Genomic DNA, 22,843 nt, shown 5'->3' with positions numbered 1-22,843 from the left:
GAACTTTTGAGACCAGGAGACTTCTGAGTCCGAGAAACTTCTGAGACCTGGTTGCATTTTCTCGTCGGGCGATGTTCCATGGACGCACGACGACGAGAGGGGCCGCCATGACCGACGGCGTTGCACGGAACGAGGATGTGCTGATCGCGGGCGCCGGGCCGACCGGGCTCACGCTCGCCGTCGAGCTGGCCCGGCGCGGCGCGGGAGTGCGGATCGTGGACGCGGCGCCGGTCCCGCACCGAGAGTCCCGGGGCAAGGGGCTTCAGCCGCGCACACTCGAGGTCCTGGAGGACGTCGGCATCACCGAGCGCGCCCTCGCCGCCGGGACGACCCGGCTGCCGTTCCGCAAGTACTTCGACGGCGCGCACGTGAGCGACACGGACCCCTTCGCCGACGCCCGCCCCACACCGGACGCGCCGTACGAGCGGGGGCTCCTCATAGGGCAGTGGCAGGTGGAGAAGCTCCTGCGCGAGCGGCTCGCGGAGTTCGGGATCGGCGTCGAGTCCGGCACCGAGGTCACCGGGTTCGAGCAGGACGAGGACGGTGTCACGGCGTTCCTCGCCGACGGCGGGCGGATCAGGGCCGGTTACCTCGTCGGCTGCGACGGCGGGCGCAGCCGGGTGCGCAAGGCGATGGGGGTGCGCTTCGACGGGACGACGGACGAGACGCAGTCGATGGTCGTCGGCGACGTCGAGGCCGAGGGGATCAGCCGGGACGTCTGGCACCAGTGGTTCGCGTCGGACGGAGCCGGGGTGATGCTCTGCCCGATGCCCGGCACGAACTCCTTCCAGTTCCAGTCGGGACCCGAACTCGGCGCGGACGGCGAGCCGTTGCCCCCGTCGCTGGAGAGCTTCCAGCGGATCTTCGACCGGTACGCGGGCGTGCCCGGCGTCACGCTCACCGACCCGACCTGGCTCTCCGTCTGGCGGGTCAACGTCCGCATGGCCGACCGGCTGCGCGTCGGCCGGGTCCTGCTGGCCGGGGACGCGGCCCACATCCACCCGATAGCCGGCGGCCTCGGCATGAACACGGGCATCCAGGACGCCTACAACCTCGGCTGGAAACTCGCCCTCGCGACCGCCGGCCTGGCCGGCCCCGGCCTCCTGGACACCTACGAGGAGGAGCGCCTCCCGGTGGCCGCCTGGACCCTGGGGATCAGCACCGAGCTGTACGCCCGGGTCCGCGAGGCGGTCAGGGAACCCGGCACCGGCGTCGAGGCCGCCGCCCCGCCGCCGATGGGCACGGGGTACCGCTGGAGTTCCCTCGCCCGGGGCTCCCTCGCCGACCCGCGCACCGCCAGTGACCCCGCGACCGTCGGTGACCCCGCCGTCCTGCGTCCCGGCGACCGTGCCCCGGACGCTCCGTGTCTGGACGCCGCGGGCGACCCGGTCCGGCTGTTCCAGGTGTACGCGGACCCGCGGTTCACGCTGCTCGGCTTCGGCGCCGAAGTCGCGAGCGCGGTGGGCAAGTTGGGGGCCGAGCACGCGGGGCTGGTGCAGGCGTTCGCGATCGACGGCGGCGACCTGCGGGACCACGAGGGGCACGCGCATCGGGCGTACGGCGTGACCGACCCGGCGCTCGTCCTGGTGCGGCCCGACAACCACGTGGCGCTGCTGACCCGGGACCCCGACGAGGTGACGGAATACCTGTCTCGAATCGTGCTAATTACGCCCAAAGAGTGATACTCGGAGTATGAGCATGGCAACGTACGAAGTACTCGCCGCGTCGCACAACACGCTCGACGTGGGCGCCGCTTTTCTCGGTGGCCTGCTGATCGCAGGCGCGCTGGTCTGGGCCATCCATTTCGGCATGAAGGTCCGGGACCAGGAATCACCCCGGCCGCTCCCCGAGGAGCAGCCCCACCTCCCCGCCGGCGGGGCCGTCCATGAGATGCGCGAGATGCGCGAACCCGACGAGATGCCCATCGCCACGAAGGAGGGTGAGCGGCTGATGCCCTACCAGCTCCACCACTCCGGGACGAGAACCGGAAAGGACCAGAGCCGGTTGCGCTGGCTGCCCGGGCGGAGCGGGTCCTTCGGGGGCGGCGGCATAGGCCACGTGTGACGGTCGGCTCCCGGCAGGGAACGGTCGGCTCGCGGCGTGAGGGGTCGGCTCACCGCCTGACCGGTGGGCTCACGCCTCCGCCGCCGGGAGGATGACCTCGAAGCGGCAGCCGCCGGAGACGTTCCGTACGGCGGCGCGGCCCTGGTGGGCCTCCACGATGCCGCGCACGATCGCGAGGCCGAGACCGGCTCCGGCCGGTGGGGTCCTTGCGTGGGTGCCGCGCCAGCCGGTGTCGAAGACCCGGGGCAGATCGTCCTCGGGGATGCCGCCGCAGCCGTCCGTGACGGAGAGGACGACGCCGTCGGCGGAGCGTTCCGCGGCGATGGCGACGGTGCCGTCGGCGGGAGTCCGGCGGATCGCGTTGACCAGCAGGTTTCCCAGGACGCGGCTCATCTCCTTGCCGTCCACCTCGACGGGCACCGGTTCGATGCGGTCGCCGACCAGCCGGACGCCCAGTTCGCGGGCGAGGGGGTCCGCGCCGGCGAGGGCGTCGCCGATCAGGTCGTAGAGGGACATGCGGGAGCGGGTGAGGGCGAGGGAGCCCGCGTGGATGCGGGAGAGTTCGAAGAGGTCGCCGACCATGTCGTTGAGGCGTTCGACCTCGGTGCGGATCTGGCGGAGGTAGCGGTCGGGGTCGGCGGCGACGCCGTCCTCCAAGGCCTCGGACATCGCCCGGAGACCGGCCAGCGGGGTGCGCAGGTCGTGGGAGATCCAGGCGACGAGTTCACGACGGGACGACTCCAACGCCCGTTCACGGTCGCGGGATTCGGCGAGCTTGGCGCTGGTGGCGGCCAACTCGCGGCTGAGGTCGGCGAGTTCGGCGGTGGCGGGGCCGACCGGGGCGGAGAAGTCGCCGCCGTCGCCGAAGTCGCGGGCGGCGAGAGCGAGTTCACGGCTGCGGGCGACGACCCAGCGGCCAAGCAGCAGGGCGGTGAGGAGGGAGACCACGGCGGCCATGGCGACGACGGTCGTGACGACGGAGAGGTCGTGCGAGGAGAGGAACATGGCCTGGGCCACCGCGAGGGTTCCGGCGAGCATCGCGGTCACGGCGACGGCGGCGACCACGGCGACGGACGCGGTCAGCGAGCGGCGGCGCAGCAGCCACAGGGCACCGGCGCCGAGCACCCCGGCAGCGGCGGCACCGAGGAAGGCGAACAGGGCGATGAGCAGGGCGTTGTGCATCGGTCAGCCCTCGTCGCTCTGCTGGGGGTCGAAGCGGTAGCCGATGCCCCACACGGTCTGGATGTAGCGCGGGCGGCCGGGGTCGTCCTCGACCTTGCCGCGCAGCCGCCGGACGTGCACGGTGACGGTCGACAGGTCGCCGAAGTCCCAGCCCCACACCTCGCGCATCAGGTCCTCGCGCCCGTAGACCCGCCCCGGGTGCCGGAGGAAGAACGCGAGGAGGTCGAACTCGCGGTGGGTGAGGGAGAGTGGAACGCCGTCCTTGCTGGCGCGGCGGGCGGCGGGGTCGACGGCCAGGCCGCCGGCGTTCAGCGGGACGGGCGAGCCGACCGGGGTGCGGGAGCGGCGCAGTACGGAGTCGACGCGCAGGACCAGTTCACGGGGGCTGAAGGGCTTGGTGACGTAGTCGTCGGCGCCGACCTCCAGGCCCAGGATGCGGTCGTCCTCGTCGCCGCGGGCGGTGAGCATGATGACCGGGACGGGTCCGCGGCCCCGCATCCGGCGGCAGACCTCCAGGCCGTCCATGCCCGGCAGCATCAGGTCGAGCACCACGAGGTCGGGCCAGTGGGCGTCGGCCCGGGCCAGTGCCTGGGGGCCGTCCTCGGCCCGTTCGACGATGTATCCGGCGCGGTCGAGATAGCCGGAGACGACTTCGGCGACGGTCGGGTCGTCGTCGACGACCAGCACACGGGCGCCGCCGATCCCGCCGGGCTCGCCGGTGTCCTCGACCCGTCCGGCCTTCCCGGGCCTCTCCTGCGGCTGCTGCATGCTGCCAGCCTCGCACTCCGCCGGCAGCCGGTGCCGCCGCGCACCGGCTCAGGGTGCCGGACGTCCGTAAATCGTAAGAACCCCGGCGCCCCGCACCGGCCCGCTCACCGCGTTGCGGCCGGCCGGCCCGCTTGCCCGACCGGCCGGCTAGGCGTCGTGCTTACTGGCGTACGCCCGCCCGCTCCGGGTTGTACGTCGCCAGGGCCCAGATCACGAAGACGTCGACCGCGATCATGATCACCGACCAGACCGGGGCGTACGGGAGGAACATGAACTGGAGGATGGCGCTGAGGCTGGCGAGGACGATGCCGCAGACGCGGGCCCAGCTCATGCCGCGGAGGATGCCCCAGCCGGTGATCACGCCGACGGCGCCGAGGCAGAGGAGGATGACGCCCCAGCCGGTGAGGTTGATGCTGTAGACGTACGAGCCGACGCGCGTGTACACGTCGTCCTTCGCGAGGGCGGATATGCCCTGGAGGATGGCGATGACGCCGTTCATCAGCATCAGGACGCCGGCGAAGACCGCGCCGCCCATCGCGAGGCCGCCGCCGGGCGGGGGCGGGACGTGGCCCCGGGTGCCGGGGGCCTGGCCGGAGTCGTTCCAGACCGGAGGCGTCTCCTGGCCGGGGGACGTCGAGTGCGGCTGCTGCGTCGAATGCGGCTGCTGGGTCATGGCCGTGCCCCACCTCTCTGTGGTGTGTGGTGCTTCGACCATCCGGCCGCGTCACCCCCTCCACCAGGGGGGTTACGCCATTCGGGTGACACCCGACGCGGCCCCCGGCCCCGGGCCCGGTCCGTCCGCCGGTTCCGCGGGTTCCGCCGGTTCCCCCGGTTCCGCCGCGAGGAACTCCACCACCGCCAGCGCGAACAGCAGCGCCAGTGCGAGACCGACCACCACCCACCCCGTCGGATACGACCACAGCAGATAGGCGAGCAGGGCCCCGCCCACCAGCACCCAGCCGATCCACATCCGGTACCGGCGCACGAACGGTCCGACCGGCCCCGTGCGCAGCCCCGCGCCGTCGGCCACCGACCGCACCGCGCCGATCCCGGAGGTCCACAGGCGCCGTACGAGGCCGGCCCGGCGGCCGGGGCCGGTGAGCCAGGCGGCGAGGGCGATCACCAGGCCCAGGGCGACGACGTTCCGGACGGTCGTGTGCAGGAAGCGGGTCAGCGCGTCGTACACCGCGCCGGCCGCGGGCGGGGAGACGCCCGCCGGGAGGGCGTCGAGGTAGACGGTGCGGAAGATCCGTAGCGCGATGCCGAGCAGGGCCGTCGCGGCGGCCACGCCCAGGGCGCCGGTCACCAGGGCGCGGCGTCGGCGGCCCGCCAGCAGGACACCTGCCGCGACCAGCACCACGGCCACCAACGGGAGCCAGGTACCGGCGAGTTGGAGGAGACGGAAGTACGTCTTGTACGTGTCGAGGTCGTCGCTCTTGAGGAGGGTGATCGACGTGTGCAGCTCGGGGATCTTCCCGGCGACGGTCATGCCGTCGTCGACGAGCCGCTGTTTCACCTGGTCGACGACCGGGCCGACATCGAGCGTGACCGCGCCGTCGTCGAGTTTCACCGCGCCGCCGCCGCTGCCGGTCAGGGCCTTGTCGACGGTGCGGTGGATGCGGCGGTTGGCTTCCTTCCAGATGGTGGCGAAGGTGCCGGACGCGGCGACGGACTGGGCCTTGTCGTGGACGAAGGCACGGACCGCGTCCTCCAGCGAACCGCCCAGCGCGCCCAACGCCTTCTCCAGCAGCGGGCGTTGGTCGGGTGCCGCGCCGGAGAGGAGGTCGGTGAGGTCGAGGTGGTCCATGACGGCCGAGGTGACCCGGTCGGCGACGGCGTGCTGGATGTCGCGGTCGGCGGCGAGCGGCGCGACCGTCGCGACATAGCGGTCGGTGTCGCCCACGGTGTCCGCCGTCCACGCGGCCACCGCCGCGAGCGGCGCGAGCACGCACCCCAGGACGACGAACACCACGGCGAGCAGCGAACGCGCCCGGTGCCGCGGGCGCCGCTCCGCCTCCAGTACGGCGACCCGCGCCCGCAGCCGTTCCAGTTCCCCGGCGTCGTTGTCCGTCACCCGCTCCTCCTCCGCCGATGCTGACGCCGACACCGATGCCGATGCCGACGCCGTGACTGCCAGGTCTTCAGTGCGGCCGGACCTTCGCGAACTCCGTCAGGAACAGCGCCTCCACGTGCGCCATGTGCTCGATCTCCGTCGGGTCGACGCTCTCGTTCGGGGCGTGGATGAGGCAGCGGGGTTCCTCGACGCCCATGAGGATGATCTCGGCGCGGGGGTAGGTCTCGGCGAGGACGTTGCACAGCGGGATGGAGCCGCCCTGGCCGAGGTAGGCGAGGGGTTTGCCGTAGACCTCCTCCATCGCGGTGCCGAGCGCGGTGTACGCCGGGCCGTCGGTGGCGGCGCGGAACGGGGAGCCGGTGCCCTCCGTCTCGACGGTCACCTTCGCGCCCCAGGGGGCCGCGTCCGTCAGGTGTCCGGTGAGGGCCTCGCGGGCCGCGCCGGGGTCCGTGCCGGGCGGGACGCGCAGGCTGACGCGGGCGCGGGCGGTCGCGGGGACGGCCGCCGCCGAGCCGACCACCGGCGGGCAGTCGATGCCGAGGACGGTGACGGCGGGGCGGGACCAGAGGCGGTCGGCGACGGTTCCGGTGCCGGTCAGGCGGACGCCGTCCAGGACGCCCGCGTCCGTGCGGAACTGCTGCTCGTCGTAGCCGACGCCGTCCCACGTGCCCTCGCAGTCCAGGCCGTTGATCACCGTCGCGCCGGTCTCCGGGTCGCGGAGGGAGGCGAGGAGCTGGATCAGGGCGGCGAGCGCGTCGGGGGCGGGGCCGCCGAACATGCCCGAATGGACCTCGCCCTCAAGGGTGTCGACCGTGACGACGACGTTCGCGAGGCCGCGCAGGGTGGTGGTCGCGGTGCCGACGCCGACCGCCGCGTTGCCGGTGTCGCACACCAGCAGGGCGTCCGCGAGGAACTTCTCCGGGTGCTGGGCGACGTACTGCTCAAGTCCGCCCGTGCCCTGTTCCTCGGAGCCCTCGGCGACGAACTTCACCCCGACCGGGAGGTCTTCGCCGAGCGCGCGCAGGGCGGTGAGGTGCATGACGATGTTGCCCTTGCAGTCGGCGGTGCCGCGTCCGTACCAGCGGCCGTCGCGCTCGGTGAGCGTGAAGGGCGGGGTCGTCCAGGCCTTGTCGTCGAGCGGGGGCTGGACGTCGTAGTGGCAGTAGAGCAGGACGGTGGGGGCGCCGGGCGGGGGCGGGCGGTGGCCGATCACGGCGTGGCTGCCGTCCGGGGTCTCCGCGAGGTGCACGTCGCGCAGGCCCGCCTCGGTGAAGGCGTCGGCGACCCACTGGGCGGCCTTGTGGCATTCCTCGGGCGGGTACTGGCGGGGGTCGGCGACCGAGGGGATGGCGACGAGTTCGGTCAGGTCGGCCTGCGCGCGGGGCATCAACGCGGCGATACGGGAAGCGAGTTCGGTCATCGTGGTCACTGCCTCACCGTGTTGTCGGTCTTCAGGTCGTCGATCTTGTCCTGGATCTTGTGCAGCTTGTCGGGGCAGTAGATCTCCAGGATCTTGATCTCGGCGCGCAGCGCGGCGGTGTCGCCGATGACCGGGCGCTGGCCGACGAACGCGGCGCCGTTCGAGACGTTGATCTTCCACAGGGCCGACTTCAGGGCGCTGCCGGGGTTCTTGCAGACGATGCCGCCGTCGGTGCCGAGCGCGCGGGCGATCGTCTTGGTCTCGGGCCGGGGGTAGCCGGCCGCCACCGCCGCGTCGGCGAGCTGGTTCGCCTTGTCCGTGGCCTTGTTGGTGGTCTTCACGCTGTCGTACTGGATGACACCGACGACGGCGAGCGCGACCAGCAGGACGACCGCGCCGACGTAGATCCACCGGTGTTCGGAGGCGAACTTCGTGGGGCTCATGCGGCACCGCCCGTCGTCGCGTCCTCCGCGGCGGCTTCCGTACGCCAGCCCGGTTTGCGGAACTTGAGGAACGCTCCCGGGATCAGCAGGCCGAGGATGATCAGGCCGCCGCCGATGATGCCGATGTACGACCAGATGCTGCCGCCGCCGAACTGCGAGGGCGGGACGAAGCCGATCGCGAGGGCGGCGACCGACGCCAGCAGGCCGACGGTGCACAGGAGATGGAGGGCGGGGACGCGGTAGCCGCGCGGGTGGTCGGGCTGGGTCTTCCGCAGCCGCATCGCGGCGGCGAACATCAGCAGGTAGACGATCAGGTACACCTGCGTGGTGATGGTCGAGAAGATCCAGTACACGTTGGAGACGTTGGGGATGAACGCGTACCCGAGGGCGATGACGGTGGTCACCACGCCCTGGGTGACGAGGATGTTCTGCTGCACCCCGAACTTGTTCAGCTTCTGCAGGAACGGCGGGAGATAGCCCTCGCTGCGGGAGATCTCCAGCAGGCCCTTGGACGGTCCGGCCAGCCAGGTGAGCATGCCGCCCAGCGAGGCGGAGACCAGCATCACGGCGGCGATCGGGGTCATCCAGCCGATGTGGAAGTACGAGAAGAACGCGTTGAACGCCTGCATCACACCGGCGGTGAGGCTCGTCTGGTCGGAGGGCACGACCCAGCTGATCGCCAGGGCGGGCAGGATGAAGATGAGCAGCACGAGCCCCATCGCCAGGAACATCGACTTGGGGTACTCCTTCGCCGGGTCCTTCAGCGACGAGACGTGGACGGCGTTCATCTCCATGCCGGAGTAGGAGAGGAAGTTGTTGACGATGAGGACGAGGCTGGCGAGGCCGGTCCACTCGGGCAGCAGGTGGCTAGACGTCATCGGGGCGGCCGACGGGTTGCCCTGGGCGAGGAAGATCATGCCGAGGACGACAAGGATCGTGCCCGGTACGAGCGTTCCGATGATCAGGCCCCAACTGGACAGTCCGGCAAGGGCTTTGGTGCCGCGCGAGGACACCCACACGCCGGTCCAGTACAGGACCATGATGACGATCGCGGTGTAGAGGCCGTTCGAGGCGAGGGCCGGGTCGATGACGTACGAGATGGTGCTCGCGACGAAGGCGAGCAGGCTCGGGTAGTAGAAGATCGTCATCGCGAACTGGCACCACACGGCGAGGAAGCCGAGCGGTTTCGACAGGCCCTCGCTGACCCAGCGGTAGACGCCGCCGCTCCAGCCCGAGGCGAGTTCCGCGGAGACCAGCGCGGTCGGCAGCAGGAACACGATCGCCGGGACGAGGTACAGGAACACGCAGGCCAGGCCGTACACGGCCATCGTCGGGGCGGCCCGCAGACTGGCCACCGACGAGGTCGTCATCAGCGCGAGGGTGACCCAGGTCAGCGTGGGCGCGGGCCGGGTTCTCGCCGCCGTGCGTGCCGACGGCACCGGTTTCGGCAGGTCGGCGGGGACGTCCATCGAGGCCACAGGCCCTCCCTGGGGATGACTTCCGGGTGGTGTGGCCAGGCTCTGCGGTGGTCGCGACGGGCGCAGGTCGGGTGGGCCGTCCGGGTGAGGTGCGGGTGCCCGGGGTGCCGGTGCGGCGGGGAGCGTCCAGGCTGGTCGTGACCGTGGTCTCCGTGGCCGCGGGCCACGCGAGGGAGGCGGTCGTGGAGCACCAGCGCACGGACGCCGCGCTCGACGAACTCACCCTGTTCCTGGCCCGGTTGACCGGGTTGCTGCTGCGGTCGAGCGGTGAGGGCGCCGAGTTGATCGAGGACTCGGTGCGGTCGGCGGCCCGGTCGCTGGGCGGGGAGGCGTCCCTGCTGCTGGTGCCGGACGCGGCGGCGCTCACCGTCACCGCCGGGGGCGGGACGCGGACCGTGACGGTGCGCGGCTTCCCCGAGGTGTTCCGGCTCGACCAGGTGATCGCGCTGAAACCCCTGCTCACGGACGTGCGGGAAGGCCGCCTCGGTGTCCTGGAGGCCGACCGGCGGCTGACCAGGATCGAGAACGCGCCCGCCCCCTACCCCTGGCCGCTGAAGCTGCTCGGCATCGTCCTGTTCTCGCTGGGCTTCGCGCCGCTGATGCAGCCCACCTGGTACGAGGTCGGGTCGACGGCCGTACTGGCGTCCATCGCGGCGGTGTTGGCGATCGCGGCCGACCGGCTCCCGCGCCTGGAGAAGGTGTTGCCGCTCGTCGTCTCAACGGTCGTGTCGGTGGTGGCACTTGAGGTGTTCGCCCGTGAACCCTCGCACGGCGGGCCGGTGTTGCTGATGCTGCCCGCCCTCTTCTTCTTCGTCCCCGGCGACTATCTGAGCGCCGCCACCGCCGAGTTGGCCGCGGGCCTCATCACCACCGGCGCGATCCGGCTCGTCTACGCCGTGTTCCTGCTGGTGCAGCTGTATCTGGGCGTGATGCTGGGCGTGTTCGCCACCGGCACCTCCACCCACGCGCTCTGGGACATCGCCGCCGACTCCGACATGGCGCGCTGGGCGCTGTTCCTCGGCTGGATCGTGTTCACCTTTGGCACGGTCCTGGCGTTCGCGATCCCGCGCCGCCTGTTCTGGCCGCTGCTCCTGCTGGTCTACGTCACCGTCGGCGTGCAGTCGCTGTTCACGAAGCTGGTGGGGGAGGTCGGCGGCACGTTCGTGGCGGCGGCGGTGCTGGCGGCGGCGGCCACCCTGCTGGCCCGCGCCGAGCACCGCCCGCCCCGCCTGGTCCTGCTGCTGCCCGGCTTCTTCACCCTCACCGTCGGCTCCCTCGGCATGCGCGGCCTGACGACACTGGCGGGCGGCCATCCCGTCGAGGGCTTCCGCGACCTGCTGAAACTGGTCACGATCGTCACGGCCATCGCGGTGGGGATGGTGTTCGGGGCGGCGCTGACCGAGCGCCGGGGCCGGCAGGGAACGTAGAAATCCGCCGGTCGGCTCCTTCCGGGACCCGGTCAGGCCATCCAGAAGAAGACGGCCGTCATGCGCTTCTCCTCCAGCGTGCTGCCGTGGTAGCCGGTCGCGCTGTGCACGAGGTTGGCGTGGTAGAGCAGCAGGCTGTTGTAGCGGTGGGGCACGCGGACGTCCTCCTCGAAGGCGTCCGGGGCGACGAAGCGGGTGCCGAGGGCCTCGACGAGGTTGTTGTGCGGGGCCTGCACGACGTTGCCGCCGAGGCGTCCGCCGGGGAGGTGCTGGCGGTAGAAGCTGGTGCCGCAGTCCTTCGGCACGGACGGGTTCAGGTACAGCACGGCGGCGTACCGGCACAGGGAGCGGGAGTCGGTGTGCGGGCGGGGCTCACTCTCGCCCTTCCCGACGACCTGGATGCAGTTGTGGTTGAGGGTGCCGCCGCCGGGCGCCTGCTGCACCCAGAGCTCCTTGGCCCCGGTGGCCTGCCTGACCAGGCGCTCGATGCGCCCCATCTCGGCGGGTTCGAGACCGGGCATCGTCCGCAGCCCCGGCCAGGTCTCCGACGTGTACGGATACCCCTTGACCCAGTCGTCCTTCGCGAGACACCGCTCCCGTACGGCGTCCACGTCCGGGAGCACGTCGTTCAGCACCCAGTAGTCACGGCCCTTGGTGGGCTTGCGGTACGGGAGGACGGGCAGGGGGGCCTGCTGCCGGGCCCGCTGGGGGTGTGGGGGGAGTGGTGGCATGGGGCCGAACGTATAGCCGGGGTTCACCAATGCTGTGCCATACACGGGTCAACATTCCGTCAACGAAGGGGAGTTGACCACCGGGGTACGACGGGGCCGCGCGGCGAGATCCAGGTCACAGACGGGCGTTGTCACATCCGCGGGGGTTCGTTACGTCAGAGCAGTGCAGGCATCGATCACGGCAGTACACACGACAGAACAGAGGAGCCCATCATGGGTGCTCGTTTGAACGCCTTCGCCAGCCCCCTCGCCGGAAAGGCCCTGAAGCACTTCGTCGCGGCGGGCAAGGTCGTGGAGGACTCGCCGCTCCCCGCCGCCACCCAGGAGCTGGTGAAGATCCGGGCGAGCCAGATCAACGGCTGCGGTTTCTGCACCGACATGCACACCAAGGACGCCGCCGCGGCCGGTGAGACGTCGCTGCGCATCAACCTGGTCGCCGTCTGGCGCGAGGCGACCGTGTTCACCGACGCGGAGCGGGCGGCGCTTGAGCTGACCGAGGAGGGCACCCGGATCGCCGACGCGGCGGGCGGGGTGCCGGACGACGTGTGGGCGAACGCGGCCAAGCACTACGACGAGGAGCAGCTCATGGCGCTCGTCATGCTGATCGCCCTCATCAACAGCTTCAATCGGATGAACGTCATGCTGACGATGCCGGCCGGTGGTTACGAGCCCGGCCAGCACATGTGACCGACCCGGTATCGGGCGCCGGGCGCGGTCCCGGGGCGGGTACGGAGGGTGGCGGCCGGTCCCGGTCCGCCGCCCTCCGTACCCCCGCGCGAACCGGAGGACCCACCCGTCACTTGTGACGCGCCCCACTCGGGCTTTACCAAAACCAAAGACTTCGCGCGCTTCCCCGATCCGTATTCCTGACTGTCCGTACCGCCGACGGGCGGTCCACGACACAGGAGGTACGGTGCGCTTTTCGCGGAACGCGACGGGAACCATGGTTGTGGGAGGTGCCCTCAGCCTGACCCTCGTCGCACTCGCCTATCCGGCAATGCTGGGCGTCAACACGGTCTCCAGCGCGCCCACACGCGTGATCGCCAACACGCAGTGGGGGCCGCTGACCGAGGCCGACCGCGACTTCGTGGTCAAGGTGCGCGCGGCAGGGCTGTGGGAGTACCCCGTCGGCCAGATGGGCCTGAAGAAGGGGGCGAGCCCGGCGGTCATCACCGCGAGCAAGCACCTGATCGACGGGCACGCGGCGCTGGACGCCAGCTGCCGCAAGATCGCCCCCATGCTCAACATCACCATCCCGAACCAGCCCAGCCCGCAGCAGCAGGGGTTCATCAACACCCTGAACGGCGACAGCGGCAAGCAGTTCGACACGGACTTCGCCAACATCCTCCGCGTGACGCACGGTTCGATCTTCAACACCATCGCGAAGATCCGCTCCACGACGGAGAACACCCTCGTGCGGATCCTCGCCAACCAGGCCAACGCGACGGTCCTGGACCACATCACGGTGATGGAGGAGACCGGCCTGGTCAACTTCAGCCAGGTCCTCTTCCAGGAGACGACCCCGCCGAAGCTGCCCGCCACCGACCTGACCCCGCCGCCCCCGCCCGCCGGGCAGCCGGAGGTCGTGCTCACCCCGCCGGTGAACAGCACCACCCGGCCGCCGCTCCTGCCGGGCGAGTCCCCCACGGCCAGTGCGGGCAACCCGAGCCAGACACCGACCGTGGGGTGAAGCCCCTACACGCCGAGCCACACCGTCGTGTCCGGCGCCAACTGCCGCTCCCCCGCCGCCGGTTCACTGCTCAGCAGCAGTTCCCCCGGCGGCAGGGCGACCGGCGCGCCGGACAGGTTGGTGACACAGCGCCAGCCGTCGGAGCGGGCGAAGTGCAGCACCCCGGGCGGACTGTCGGCCCAGGTCAGCGCCTCCCCGTCGAGCAGTTTGCGGCGCAGGCGCAGCGCGGTGCGGTACAGCTCCAGGGTCGAGCCCTCGGTGCCGTCCTGCGCCTCGACGGCGTACGCCGCGAAACTCGCCGGCTGCGGCAGCCACGCGGGCCCCGCCCCGAAGCCGTACGACGGCCCCGTCGTGGTCCACGGCAGGGGGACCCGGCAGCCGTCGCGGCCCTTGTGGGTGTGGCCCTGCTGTTCCCAGATGGGGTCCTGGAGGGCCTCGACGGGCAGGTCGGCGACCTCGGGGAGGCCGAGCTCCTCGCCCTGGTAGACGTACGACGAACCGGGCAGCGCCAGCATCAGCAGGGTCGCGGCCCGGGCGCGGCGCAGGCCCGCCGCGGTGTCGACGGGGGGCGTGTGGCCGTTGGAGAGCAGCCAGGTGTTCGGGTCGGTGCCCGGGGGGAGCATCAGGCGCGAGGCGTGCCGTACGACGTCGTGGTTGGAGAGCACCCAGGTGGCCGAGGCGCCTGCCGCGCGGGCCGTGGCGAGGGAGCCGGTGATCACCTCGCGCAGCTGCTCCGCGTCCCAACCGGCCTCCAGGTACTCGAAGTTGAAGGCCTGGCCGAGTTCGTCCGGGCGGGCGTAGAGGGCGCGCCGGGCGGACGGGACCCAGGCCTCGGCGACCGCCATGCGGGGCGGGGTGTACGTGTCGAGGACCGAACGCCGCCAGTCGCGGTAGATCGCGTGGACCTCGTCGCGGTCGTAGTACGGGTGGCTGCCGGGCGGGATCGAGTCGAGGACGTCCTCGGAGTTCGCCGCGAGGGGGCCGATGTCGCGGAGCGGTTCGGTGAGGTCCTTGGCGAGGGCGTGGGCGACGTCGACGCGGAAGCCGTCGACGCCCCGGTCGGACCAGAACCGCAGCGTGGTGCGGAAGTCCTCCCTGACCTCTTCGTCGTCCCAGTCCAGGTCGGGCTGTTCGGGGGTGAAGAGGTGCAAGTACCACTGTCCGTCGGAGACTTGGGCCCACGCGCTGCCGCCGAACACCGACGGCCAGTCGGTGGGCGGGAGTTCACCGTGTTCGCCGCGGCCGTCCCGGAAGACGTAGCGGCCGCGGGCGGCGGAACCGGGCGGGGCGGCCAGCGCCTCCCGGAACCAACGGTGCTGCCGCGAGGTGTGGTTGGGCACGATGTCGACCATGACCTTCAGGCCGAGCCGGTGGGCCTCGGCGACCATCGCGTCGAAGTCGTCGAGCGTGCCGAGGCGCGGGTCCACGTCACGGTAGTCGGCGACGTCGTAGCCGCCGTCGGCGAGTTCGGACGGGTAGAACGGGCTGAGCCAGAGCGCGTCGACGCCGAGCGCGGCGAGGTGGCCGAGGCGCTGGGTGATGCCCTTGAGGTCCCCGAGTCCGTCGCCGTCGGCGTCGGCGAAACTGCGCGGATAGACCTGGTAGACGACGGCTTGCCGCCACCAGTCCGGGTCACGGGAGGACAGGTCGGTCACGTGGTCTCCTTATGAATTCCCGCTGCGCTTGCGGAAGTTGACAGTCAACTTCCGGTAGACCCACGATGTGCACACGCTGTGGCGCATGTGACCGATGAGCCCGGTGTCGCTGAGCTTCTTCGCCTCGTCGCCTCCTCGACTCTCCGCCTGTGTGCTCCACCACCCTCCACTCCTCGCACCGCCAGATGGGATCAGTATGTCCATAGCCAGTCGTGTCACCGTGCGCCGCCTGTTGGGGACGGGCGCCGCCTCCCTCGCCCTCGCCGCCGCCTCCGTCGGCGGGGCGTCCGGGGCCTGGGCCCACGGCGGCGGCGGTGACGGCTGGGGCTCCGGCCACTACCGGCCCGGGTCCGGCGCCGGCACGGTCACCGAGACGGAGGGCTGCCAGTTCTCGCTGAACGGGACCGACTTCTTCCCCTCGGTGAAGGTCGACGACCAGAACCTGAAGCCCACCGACGACGGCAAGATCCACATCAGGGTCCGCACCGCCGGTGGCGCCTCCACCTGCACCGCCTCCCTCGCCTCGTACACCGCGCACGGCCCGACCTTCGCCACCTCCGCGCAGCAGGTCTTCGTCGACTTCGACACGGCGACCGTGAAGAAGGGCCAGACGGACTCGCTGGACATCGCGGTGCCGGACGAGGGCTGCTTCGCGCAGATCGACCTCTACCGCGGCGCGGTGAAGTTCGACGGCAACCCCGCCGCCGGTGACGGTCTCGTCCACGGCGACCTGCCCAAGGGCCCCGACCACCCGGTCATCAAGGACAAGCTGATCGCGGCCTGGAACGGCGGCACGAAGGACTGCACGACCAAGGAGTCCCCGTCCCCCTCGGCCCCCGCGTCGGTCCCCCCGTCGGCCCCGGAGTCCACCCCGCCCGCCTCCGAGTCCTCGGCCCCGGCCCCGAGCGCGTCCGAGTCGGCCCCGGAGTCCACCCCGACCCCGGCCGCCTCCGGGTCGAGCAGCGCCCCGGCCGCGGCGCCCTCCCCCAACGGCGGCGGCGGTGACCTCGCGGAGACCGGCGGCGGCGGCAACACCGGCGCGCTGGTCGGCGGGGCGGCGGTCCTGCTGGCGGGCGGCGCGGCGATCGTGGTCGCGACGCGGCGTCGGCGGGCTTCGCACTCGTAGCCCGTGATCTGACGAACAGGACGCCGGGCCGGGACAGGATCCCGGCCCGGCGTCCGTCTGCCGTCGCCCTCGTCCTAGCCCTCGACCGTCTCCAGCCACAGCTTCACGTACCGGTCCACGTCCACGTCCAACCCCACGTCCACCAGGGCCTGTTCGCGCAGGCCGTCGTGGATCTCGGACTCTCCGTGGCGGGCCCGGCGGTCGACGATGGTCTGGCCGCGGGACGGTCCCGGGGCGAGGGAGACCTCGACCGGGAGGAGGCGGGTGGTGAGGCCGCCCGGGTCGGCGACGGCGCAGACCGCGCCCGCGTCGCCGAGGCCGCCGGTGGGGGTGGGGTCGGCGGTGACGGCCGGGTCGCGGTGGGCGAGGAGGGCGCCGGCGAGCTTCAGCCGGGGTTCCGGGCTCTCCCGCAGCCGCTGGATGTCGGCTGCCTGGACCTGGACCCGCTCGAAGACGTCCAGGCCGTACATGGTGATCGGGACCCCTGCGGTGAGCATGATCGCGGCGGCCTCCGGGTCGTGCCAGACGTTGAACTCCGCGACCGGCGAGGCGTTCCCGACCGCGACCGCGCCGCCCATGAACACGATCCGCTCGATGTTGCGGGTGACCTCGGGGAACGTGCGCAGGAGCAGCGCGATGTTCGTCAGGGGTGCGGTGGGGATGAGCGTGACCGGGCTCGGCGAGGCGAGGATCTCGCGGCGCAGCAGGGTCACCGCGTCCACGTCGACGGGCGTGCGGGCGGAGTCCGGGAGCCCCATGTCGCCCATGCCGTCCTGGCCGTGGACGTGGGCGGCCGAGCGCGCCGGTTCGATCAGCGGGCGGGCCGCGCCGCGTGCGACGGGGATGTCACCGGCGCCCGCGTGGTCGAGGACGATCAGCGTGTTCCGTACGACCTGGTCGACGTCCGTGTTCCCGGCGACGCAGGTGACCGCGCGCAGGTCGAGGCCCGGGTGCCGGACGGCGAACAGCAGCGCCAGGGCGTCGTCGACCCCCGTGTCGCAGTCGATGATCACGGGGGTGGGCTGACCGGTCACGTCAGGCTCCTCTCGGGGGCGGTTCGGCGGATCGAGGCAGTTCAAGGCAGTTCAAGGGTGACCTTACGCATCCGCCCACAGCGCGGTGCCGCGCGCCTCGACCCGCGCCCCGATGTGGTGCAGCAGCTCGGCGGGCGCCAGCGGCCCGATCCGCCGCCCGTCCCGCAGTCGTACGGCGACCAGACCGTCGGCGGCCTCCCGTTCGCCGATCACCGCCTGGTACGGGGTGAGGCGGGCGGCGCGGACACGGGCGCCGAGGCTGCCGTCGCCGGGGGCGGCCAACTCCGCCCGCAGCCCGCTCTGTCGGGCTCGGCGAAGCAGCTCGTGGGCCGGGCCCGCCTGCGCCTCCGACACCGGCAGGACGGCCAGCTGCACGGGGGCGAGCCAGGCCGGGAACGCTCCGCCGTGTTCCTCCACGAGGTGCGCCACGGCCCGTTCCACGCTTCCGATGACGCTGCGGTGCACCATGACCGGCCGGTGTTTTCCGCCGTCGGCGCCGATGTAGTGCAGGTCGAAGCGTTCGGGCTGGTGGAAGTCGATCTGGACGGTGGAGAGGGTGGCCTCGCGGCCGGCCGCGTCGGTGATCTGGACGTCGATCTTCGGACCGTAGAAGGCGGCCTCGCCCTCGGCGGACTCGTACGCGATGCCGGAATCGTCGAGGACCTCGCGCAGCAGCGCGGTGGCCCGGCGCCAAAGGGCCGGATCCGCAACGTACTTGCCGCCCTCGCCCGGCAGCGAGAGCCGGTGGCGGGAGGCGCGGATGCCGAGGTCGGCGTAGGCGCGGGTGATGAGGGCGAGGGCCTCGCGGGCCTCCTCGACGGCCTGGTCCAGGGTGCAGAAGATGTGGGCGTCGTTGAGCTGGATGGCGCGGACGCGGGTGAGGCCGCCGAGGACACCGGAGAGTTCGGAGCGGTACATGGCGCCCAACTCGGCGATACGGAGCGGCAGTTCGCGGTAACTGTGCGAGCGGGAGCGGTAGATGAGGGCGTGGTGGGGGCAGAGGCTGGGCCGCAGTACGACCTCCTCGGCCCCGAGTTTCATCGGCGGGAACATGTCGTCGCTGTAGTGGGACCAGTGGCCGGAGATCTCGTACAGCTCGCGTTTGCCGAGGACCGGCGAGTACACGTGCCGGTAACCGGCGGACCGCTCCAACTCCCTTACGTACTGCTCCAGTTCGTGCCGGACGACGGCTCCGTCCGGGAGCCAGTACGGCAGGCCCGCGCCCATCAGGGGGTCGGTGTCGAAGAGGTCGAGTTCACGGCCGAGGCGGCGGTGGTCGTGCATGGCGGGGTTCCTCGCTTTGCGGCTGGCGGGGCGAGGAATCCGGCGACGACGAAGCCCCGGGGCACTCGCCCCGGGGCTTCGACTTGAGTCAGCAGTCAGCGCGCCGGGACAGGGTCCGGCGTCGTCGTCCAGGCGGACGGGAACGGCTTGGCGCGCTTCATGCGGGGGACCGTAGCAGTCGTACGCCGGCTGCGGCGACGGAATTTGCCGCCGCCTTCGATCAGCCGAGCTTCTTGAGCAGCTCGTCGGCGACGGGGGCGGAGGACGCCGGGTTCTGGCCGGAGACGAGGTTGCCGTCGACCACGACGTACGGGGCCCAGGGCTCGCCCTCCTGGAAGTCGGCGCCGAGGGCCACGAGGCGGTCCTGGAGCAGCCACTTCACCTTGGGGGCCAGGCCGCCCTGGGTCTCCTCTTCGTTCGTGAACCCGGTGAGGCGGCGGCCGGCGAAGGCGTTCGTGCCGTCGTCCTTGGTGGCCGTGAGGAGCGCGGCCGAGCCGTGGCAGACCACGCCGAGGGGCTTGCCGGAGGCGAGGGCCTCGGTGAGGAGGCGGCCGGAGTCGGCGTCGACGGCGAGGTCCTCCATCGGGCCGTGGCCGCCGGGGTAGTAGACGGCGGCGTAGTCGGCGAGGTCGACCTCGGTGAGCTTGACCGGGTGCTGGAACTCGGGGGCCGCGGCGAGGATGCCCGCTACGCGGTCGGCGTTCTCCTGGCCGCCGTTGTAGTCCGCGGCGAGGCTGCCGCGGTCCACCGGCGGTACGACGCCGCCGGGCGTCGCGACGACGACCTCGTGGCCGGCCGCCTTGAACGCCTCGTACGGGGTGACGGCCTCCTCGGCCCAGTACCCGGTGGGGTGCGGGGTGCCGTCGGCGAGGGTCAGCTGATCGGCGCCGGTCAGCACGAAGAGGATCTTCGACATGGGGGTCTCCCGGGGGGCGTGGGATCGGTGAGGTGTCTTCGACAGTAGGCGGGGCGCGAAAACTCGGCCAATGAGGATTCAAATGGCCGGTATTGGATTCCCGATGACAAGCCCGTCCGGGGGTCGGTCGGGTGCGGGCCGGTGGGGGCTTGTCGCGCAGTTCCCCGCGCCCCTGGAGGGGGGTTGCGCTACGGATTTTCGGGTGCCGGTTCGGTGGGGGCTGAGCGCGCAGTTCCTCGCGCCCCTGAGGGGGGTGCGCTTGGGGCGGCCTGAGTGGCAACCCCCTAGGGGCGCGGGGAACTGCGCGACCAGCCACGACGGCGCGGCACTCGAAATCCCTGGAGCAACCCCCTTTAGGGGCGCGAGGAACTGCGCGACAAGCCCCCGCGGCGCCGCAGCCGGAATATCTACGCGCTTCCGTCGAGCGAACTCACCGCATCCGTCAGGGACGTTCGGGCCAGGGTTCGTAGCCAGATGTGGGCCGGGTCGGTGTCGTAGCGCTGGTGCCAGGACAGGTAGACCGGGGCGGGTGGGAGGTCGAGCGGGAGGGGGAGGACGACCATGCCGAGGTCCGCCGCGGCCGAACGGCACGTGGCCTCGGGCGCGGTGACGACGAGATCGGAACCCCGCGCGAACTCGAACGCGGCGCTCTCCGTCGGCGCGGTGACCACCACCCGCCGCGTGAGCTCGAGACGCGCGAGCGCGTCGTCGAGGATGTTCGAGAGCCGGCCCCGCCGCGACACGCTGATGTGATCCGCCGCGGCGTACCGCGCGGCGGTGACCTCCTCGACCCGGGTGAGCGGATGCCCCCGCCGTACGACGACGACCTGCCGGGTCTCGGCCACCCGGTCGGCGTGGATCTCCGGCGCGGTCGGCCGGCCGGCGTCCGACGCGAGGTCGACCTCTCCGCGCCGCAACTCCGGTGTGTCGACGCTCGATTCGGCGATGAACCGCAGCCGCACCCCGGGCGCCTGCTCCCGCACGGCGGCCAGCAGCGCGGGCCCACTGAGCGCGACCAACGCGTCATGCCAGCGGAGCGTGAACGTGCGCTCAAGGGTCGCGAGGTCGAGCTCACGGCTCGGCGCGAGCACACCCCGTACCTGCTGGAGCAGATCGTGCACCTGCTCCCGCACGGCGATCGCGTACGGCGTCGGGGTCATCGTGCGTCCGGTGCGCACCAGGATCTGGTCCCCCGTCGTACGCCGGATCCGCCCGAGGCTGCGGCTCATCGCGGGCGCGGTGACATGCAGGCGGTCGGCGGCACCGGCCACGCTGCCCTCTTCCAGCAGCGCGTCGAGCGCGGCGAGCAGATTCAGATCCAGTTGCATGGGAGTCATCCTAGCCGTGCTTTACATGCACTTGATGTTAACGATGACCTCTCCTACCTTCGAAGCACGGGCACGAACGAACGAGGTTCTCGCCCGGTCGACCTCACTCCCCGCAGTTCAGACAGGAGCACCGCCATGTCCGCATCGATCCAGGACCCCGCCACCACCTCCGACGCCGACCTGCTCGCAGGGACCGAGACCGCCGTACGCGCAGCGGGTGCCGCCCTGCGCGAGCGCTTCGGCGACGTCGCCCCGTACCGCACCTTCGACGAGCTGATGCAGGCGCTCGCCGCCAACGACGACGCGGTCCTCGACATCCTGCGCCCCCGCCTGACGGCCCTGCGCCCGGACGCCCGCTGGGTGGAGGAGGAGTTGGACGGCGGCGCTCTCCCGGCCGGCGAATGGTGGGTGGTGGACCCGGCCGAGGGCAACGTCAACCACCTGCACGGTCTGTCGGACTGGGCGGTGACCGCGACCCTCGTACGCGACAACCAGCCCGTGCTGACCGTGGTCCACCTGCCGCTGACCGGCGAGACGTACACCGCGCTCGCGGGCGCCGGCGCCCACCTCGACGGCCGGCCGCTGCACGTGTCCCGGACCCCGGAACTCGGGCTGAGCATCGTGGCCACGAGCCAGGCCAGGCCGGACGAGGACGAGAAGGTCGTACGACGGGTCGGGGCATCGATCACCGAGATGCTCGTCGACGCGCTCGTGGTGCGGACGTCCGTGCCCGCCACCCTGCACCTGGTGAACGTGGCCGCGGGCCGGATCGAGGTCTTCTGGCAGTTCGCCGGGGCCCGCGCGGACCTGCTTCCCGGGGTCCTGCTCGTCACCGAGGCCGGCGGACGGATCACCGATGTCGAGGGCCGCCCGTGGACTCCGGAGAGCGAGAGCTTCCTGGCCGCCGCACCTGACGTGCACGCCGACGCGGTCGCCACGCTGTCCCGCTGAGCCCATTCGGCACCAAGCCCAAGTGCCCCTGAGCACTGATCACTGAGTACTGAGTACTGATCGCTTTCGACACGACAGAAGGACCGGATCGACATGACTGACATCACCATTCTCGGCGGCGGCCGCGTCGGCGGCGGCCTGGCCACCGCCCTCACCCGGGCCGGACACCAGGTGACCGTGGCGCCCCGCTCCCCGGAGGCCACCGCGGACGCCGTACGGACGGCCCGCGTCGTCATCAACGCCACCCCCGGCGCGGGCTCGCTGGAGCGGCTCGCCGCGCTGCGCACCGAACTGCGGGGCAAGATCCTCGTGGATGTCTCCAACGCCACCGTCGACGGACCGGACGGACTGCCCGCCGACCTGCTGTACCCCGGTTCGAGTCTCGCGGAGCAGCTTCAGGAGGCGCTGCCCGAGACGCTCGTCGTCAAGACGCTCAACACGATGCTCCACACGGTGATGACCGAGCCCTCCTCGCTCGCCCAGCCGCCCACCGCGTTCCTCTCCGGCGCGGACGCGGAGGCCAAGCAGGTCGTCCGCGGGCTTCTCGTGGACCTCGGGTGGCGGCAGGAGTGGATCACCGACCTCGGCGGGATCGAGACGGCCCGGGCCACCGAGGGCGCGATCCTGTTCGTACCGCATGTCATCCGGGCCGGCGGATTCGCGCCCTTCGCGATCTCGATCGCCCGCTGATCAGGCGTTCTCGCGCTCGGCACGCCGCTTGACCAGTTCCTCCACCGCGGTCGGCAGGGTCGTCTCGAAATCGATCAGCTTCACCCAGGTCGGCGTCACCACGATCCGGACCATCCCGTCGTAGAGGGAGTGGACCTCGGCCTCCCACTCGACCCGCTGCTCGGGCGTCATCTCGTAGGAGCCGTTCATCTGCAGGTACTCCTCCGGGATGCCGTCGACGGCGTCCAGCTCCGCCCGGCCGCGGATCAGCAGGATCTTGGGCGGATGCACCTCGGTGTCGATCGTCAGCGCGACCGTCGGGTTCTCCCGCAGCGCCGGGATCTTCGGGGCGTTCTCCGTCGTACACATGACGATCTCCGCGCCGTTCCAGGTGAACGCGATCGGGACGTTGCGGGGTGTGCCGTCCTTGGCCACGTAGGCCAGCCGGAGCACATCGCGTGCCAGCAGCTCCTGGCTGAACGGCCGGTCCAGAATCTCGGTGATCTCACTCGCTCGCATGATCGTCCTCCAGGGAAGTCGTCGCCATCCGCCCCGGGGACGGAGCCGTCACCGCGTTCTCGACACGGGCAGCCGCATCGCGTG

22 protein-coding genes are annotated in these 22,843 nt (G+C 71.7%); 8 read left to right on the top strand and 14 right to left on the bottom strand.

Annotated features, from left to right (window positions below):
• Positions 1–107: 107 nt before the first annotated feature.
• Both OHT77_RS23775 and OHT77_RS23770 read left to right on the top strand, forming a co-directional pair.
• A complete protein-coding gene (locus OHT77_RS23775) occupies positions 108–1,682 on the top strand; it encodes an FAD-dependent monooxygenase (protein WP_328830513.1) in 1,575 nt (524 codons plus the stop codon).
• Between the two features lie 10 nt (positions 1,683–1,692).
• Positions 1,693–2,064: a DUF6479 family protein gene (locus OHT77_RS23770; protein ID WP_328830512.1), complete on the top strand. Its 372-nt coding sequence runs from the start codon at positions 1,693–1,695 to the stop codon at positions 2,062–2,064.
• 69 nt (positions 2,065–2,133) lie between these two features.
• On the opposite strand, the gene OHT77_RS23765 is transcribed toward OHT77_RS23770, so the two are convergent.
• The 7 genes from OHT77_RS23765 to OHT77_RS23735 all read right to left on the bottom strand — a co-directional run bounded on the left by OHT77_RS23765 (position 2,134) and on the right by OHT77_RS23735 (position 9,429).
• A complete protein-coding gene (locus tag OHT77_RS23765) occupies positions 2,134–3,246 on the bottom strand; it encodes a sensor histidine kinase (protein ID WP_266770236.1) in 1,113 nt (370 codons plus the stop codon).
• 3 nt (positions 3,247–3,249) lie between these two features.
• Complete coding sequence (locus OHT77_RS23760) at positions 3,250–4,014, bottom strand: response regulator transcription factor (protein ID WP_328830511.1); 765 nt, start codon at positions 4,012–4,014, stop codon at positions 3,250–3,252.
• 160 nt (positions 4,015–4,174) lie between these two features.
• Complete coding sequence (locus OHT77_RS23755; protein ID WP_328830510.1) at positions 4,175–4,687, bottom strand: DUF7144 family membrane protein; 513 nt, start codon at positions 4,685–4,687, stop codon at positions 4,175–4,177.
• Positions 4,688–4,759: 72 nt separating this feature from the next.
• Positions 4,760–6,088 (bottom strand): hypothetical protein, encoded by a 1,329-nt coding sequence (locus OHT77_RS23750; protein ID WP_328830509.1) that lies wholly within the window; start codon positions 6,086–6,088, stop codon positions 4,760–4,762.
• A 67-nt stretch (positions 6,089–6,155) separates the two neighbouring features.
• Positions 6,156–7,508, bottom strand: coding sequence for a dipeptidase (locus OHT77_RS23745; protein ID WP_328834316.1), 1,353 nt, complete (start codon positions 7,506–7,508; stop codon positions 6,156–6,158).
• A gap of 5 nt (positions 7,509–7,513) precedes the next feature.
• Complete coding sequence (locus tag OHT77_RS23740) at positions 7,514–7,951, bottom strand: hypothetical protein (protein WP_328830508.1); 438 nt, start codon at positions 7,949–7,951, stop codon at positions 7,514–7,516.
• Positions 7,948–9,429 (bottom strand): APC family permease, encoded by a 1,482-nt coding sequence (locus tag OHT77_RS23735; protein WP_328830507.1) that lies wholly within the window; start codon positions 9,427–9,429, stop codon positions 7,948–7,950. Before OHT77_RS23735 ends, OHT77_RS23740 begins: the two co-directional genes overlap by 4 nt.
• Positions 9,430–9,566: 137 nt before the next feature.
• Here OHT77_RS23735 and OHT77_RS23730 point away from each other — a divergent pair, with 137 nt between their 5' ends.
• The gene (locus OHT77_RS23730) at positions 9,567–10,856 is read left to right on the top strand and encodes a threonine/serine exporter family protein (RefSeq protein WP_328830506.1); all 1,290 of its coding nucleotides are present in this window, start codon (positions 9,567–9,569) and stop codon (positions 10,854–10,856) included.
• A 32-nt stretch (positions 10,857–10,888) separates the two neighbouring features.
• Here the strand turns inward: OHT77_RS23730 and OHT77_RS23725 are convergent, their stop codons facing one another.
• On the bottom strand, positions 10,889–11,587 hold the full coding sequence (locus tag OHT77_RS23725) for a DUF6445 family protein (RefSeq protein ID WP_328830505.1): 699 nt from the start codon (positions 11,585–11,587) through the stop codon (positions 10,889–10,891).
• Between the two features lie 213 nt (positions 11,588–11,800).
• On the opposite strand from OHT77_RS23725, the gene OHT77_RS23720 reads away from it, so the two are divergent.
• Positions 11,801–12,274 (top strand): carboxymuconolactone decarboxylase family protein, encoded by a 474-nt coding sequence (locus tag OHT77_RS23720; RefSeq protein WP_328830504.1) that lies wholly within the window; start codon positions 11,801–11,803, stop codon positions 12,272–12,274.
• Between the two features lie 262 nt (positions 12,275–12,536).
• The gene (locus OHT77_RS23715; protein ID WP_266776568.1) at positions 12,537–13,277 is read left to right on the top strand and encodes a DUF4142 domain-containing protein; all 741 of its coding nucleotides are present in this window, start codon (positions 12,537–12,539) and stop codon (positions 13,275–13,277) included.
• Positions 13,278–13,282: 5 nt separating this feature from the next.
• On the opposite strand, the gene OHT77_RS23710 is transcribed toward OHT77_RS23715, so the two are convergent.
• The gene (locus OHT77_RS23710) at positions 13,283–14,932 is read right to left on the bottom strand and encodes a glycoside hydrolase family 13 protein (protein WP_328830503.1); all 1,650 of its coding nucleotides are present in this window, start codon (positions 14,930–14,932) and stop codon (positions 13,283–13,285) included.
• Between the two features lie 196 nt (positions 14,933–15,128).
• On the opposite strand from OHT77_RS23710, the gene OHT77_RS23705 reads away from it, so the two are divergent.
• Complete coding sequence (locus tag OHT77_RS23705) at positions 15,129–16,058, top strand: LAETG motif-containing sortase-dependent surface protein (protein ID WP_328830502.1); 930 nt, start codon at positions 15,129–15,131, stop codon at positions 16,056–16,058.
• A gap of 74 nt (positions 16,059–16,132) precedes the next feature.
• Here the strand turns inward: OHT77_RS23705 and OHT77_RS23700 are convergent, their stop codons facing one another.
• The 4 genes from OHT77_RS23700 to OHT77_RS23685 form a co-directional block, all read right to left on the bottom strand.
• On the bottom strand, positions 16,133–17,092 hold the full coding sequence (locus tag OHT77_RS23700) for a nucleoside hydrolase (RefSeq protein ID WP_328830501.1): 960 nt from the start codon (positions 17,090–17,092) through the stop codon (positions 16,133–16,135).
• A 63-nt stretch (positions 17,093–17,155) separates the two neighbouring features.
• Positions 17,156–18,376 carry a threonine--tRNA ligase gene (gene thrS, locus OHT77_RS23695; RefSeq protein WP_328830500.1) on the bottom strand — a complete coding sequence of 407 codons (1,221 nt, stop codon included), beginning with the start codon at positions 18,374–18,376 and terminating at the stop codon, positions 17,156–17,158.
• Positions 18,377–18,596: 220 nt separating this feature from the next.
• A complete protein-coding gene (locus OHT77_RS23690; RefSeq protein WP_328830499.1) occupies positions 18,597–19,292 on the bottom strand; it encodes a type 1 glutamine amidotransferase domain-containing protein in 696 nt (231 codons plus the stop codon).
• A 407-nt stretch (positions 19,293–19,699) separates the two neighbouring features.
• Complete coding sequence (locus tag OHT77_RS23685; RefSeq protein WP_328830498.1) at positions 19,700–20,620, bottom strand: LysR family transcriptional regulator; 921 nt, start codon at positions 20,618–20,620, stop codon at positions 19,700–19,702.
• A gap of 135 nt (positions 20,621–20,755) precedes the next feature.
• Here OHT77_RS23685 and OHT77_RS23680 point away from each other — a divergent pair, with 135 nt between their 5' ends.
• Both OHT77_RS23680 and OHT77_RS23675 read left to right on the top strand, forming a co-directional pair.
• Positions 20,756–21,571: an inositol monophosphatase family protein gene (locus OHT77_RS23680; protein ID WP_328830497.1), complete on the top strand. Its 816-nt coding sequence runs from the start codon at positions 20,756–20,758 to the stop codon at positions 21,569–21,571.
• Between the two features lie 93 nt (positions 21,572–21,664).
• Positions 21,665–22,261, top strand: a complete 597-nt coding sequence (locus tag OHT77_RS23675) for an NADPH-dependent F420 reductase (protein WP_328830496.1) — start codon at positions 21,665–21,667, stop codon at positions 22,259–22,261.
• On the opposite strand, the gene OHT77_RS23670 is transcribed toward OHT77_RS23675, so the two are convergent.
• The gene (locus OHT77_RS23670; RefSeq protein ID WP_328830495.1) at positions 22,262–22,759 is read right to left on the bottom strand and encodes a pyridoxamine 5'-phosphate oxidase family protein; all 498 of its coding nucleotides are present in this window, start codon (positions 22,757–22,759) and stop codon (positions 22,262–22,264) included.
• Positions 22,760–22,843: the final 84 nt, after the last annotated feature.

Origin of the sequence: Streptomyces sp. NBC_00252 (genome assembly GCF_036187565.1) — a bacterium.
Lineage (GTDB): Bacteria > Actinomycetota > Actinomycetes > Streptomycetales > Streptomycetaceae > Streptomyces.
This window is presented reverse-complemented; position numbering and strand designations above follow the sequence as displayed.

Bases quoted from the DNA above. Each gene is read 5' to 3' on its own strand.
- OHT77_RS23725 (WP_328830505.1), bottom strand. From the start codon at position 11,587: ATGCCACCACTCCCCCCACACCCCCAGCGGGCCCGGCAGCAGGCCCCC.
- OHT77_RS23745 (WP_328834316.1), bottom strand. From the start codon at position 7,508: ATGACCGAACTCGCTTCCCGTATCGCCGCGTTGATGCCCCGCGCGCAG.
- OHT77_RS23740 (WP_328830508.1), bottom strand. From the start codon at position 7,951: ATGAGCCCCACGAAGTTCGCCTCCGAACACCGGTGGATCTACGTCGGC.
- OHT77_RS23765 (WP_266770236.1), bottom strand. From the start codon at position 3,246: ATGCACAACGCCCTGCTCATCGCCCTGTTCGCCTTCCTCGGTGCCGCC.
- OHT77_RS23755 (WP_328830510.1), bottom strand. From the start codon at position 4,687: ATGACCCAGCAGCCGCATTCGACGCAGCAGCCGCACTCGACGTCCCCC.
- OHT77_RS23760 (WP_328830511.1), bottom strand. From the start codon at position 4,014: ATGCAGCAGCCGCAGGAGAGGCCCGGGAAGGCCGGACGGGTCGAGGAC.
- OHT77_RS23690 (WP_328830499.1), bottom strand. From the start codon at position 19,292: ATGTCGAAGATCCTCTTCGTGCTGACCGGCGCCGATCAGCTGACCCTC.
- OHT77_RS23720 (WP_328830504.1), top strand. From the start codon at position 11,801: ATGGGTGCTCGTTTGAACGCCTTCGCCAGCCCCCTCGCCGGAAAGGCC.
- OHT77_RS23705 (WP_328830502.1), top strand. From the start codon at position 15,129: ATGTCCATAGCCAGTCGTGTCACCGTGCGCCGCCTGTTGGGGACGGGC.
- OHT77_RS23670 (WP_328830495.1), bottom strand. From the start codon at position 22,759: ATGCGAGCGAGTGAGATCACCGAGATTCTGGACCGGCCGTTCAGCCAG.
- OHT77_RS23685 (WP_328830498.1), bottom strand. From the start codon at position 20,620: ATGCAACTGGATCTGAATCTGCTCGCCGCGCTCGACGCGCTGCTGGAA.
- OHT77_RS23770 (WP_328830512.1), top strand. From the start codon at position 1,693: ATGAGCATGGCAACGTACGAAGTACTCGCCGCGTCGCACAACACGCTC.
- OHT77_RS23680 (WP_328830497.1), top strand. From the start codon at position 20,756: ATGTCCGCATCGATCCAGGACCCCGCCACCACCTCCGACGCCGACCTG.
- thrS (WP_328830500.1), bottom strand. From the start codon at position 18,376: ATGCACGACCACCGCCGCCTCGGCCGTGAACTCGACCTCTTCGACACC.
- OHT77_RS23675 (WP_328830496.1), top strand. From the start codon at position 21,665: ATGACTGACATCACCATTCTCGGCGGCGGCCGCGTCGGCGGCGGCCTG.
- OHT77_RS23775 (WP_328830513.1), top strand. From the start codon at position 108: ATGACCGACGGCGTTGCACGGAACGAGGATGTGCTGATCGCGGGCGCC.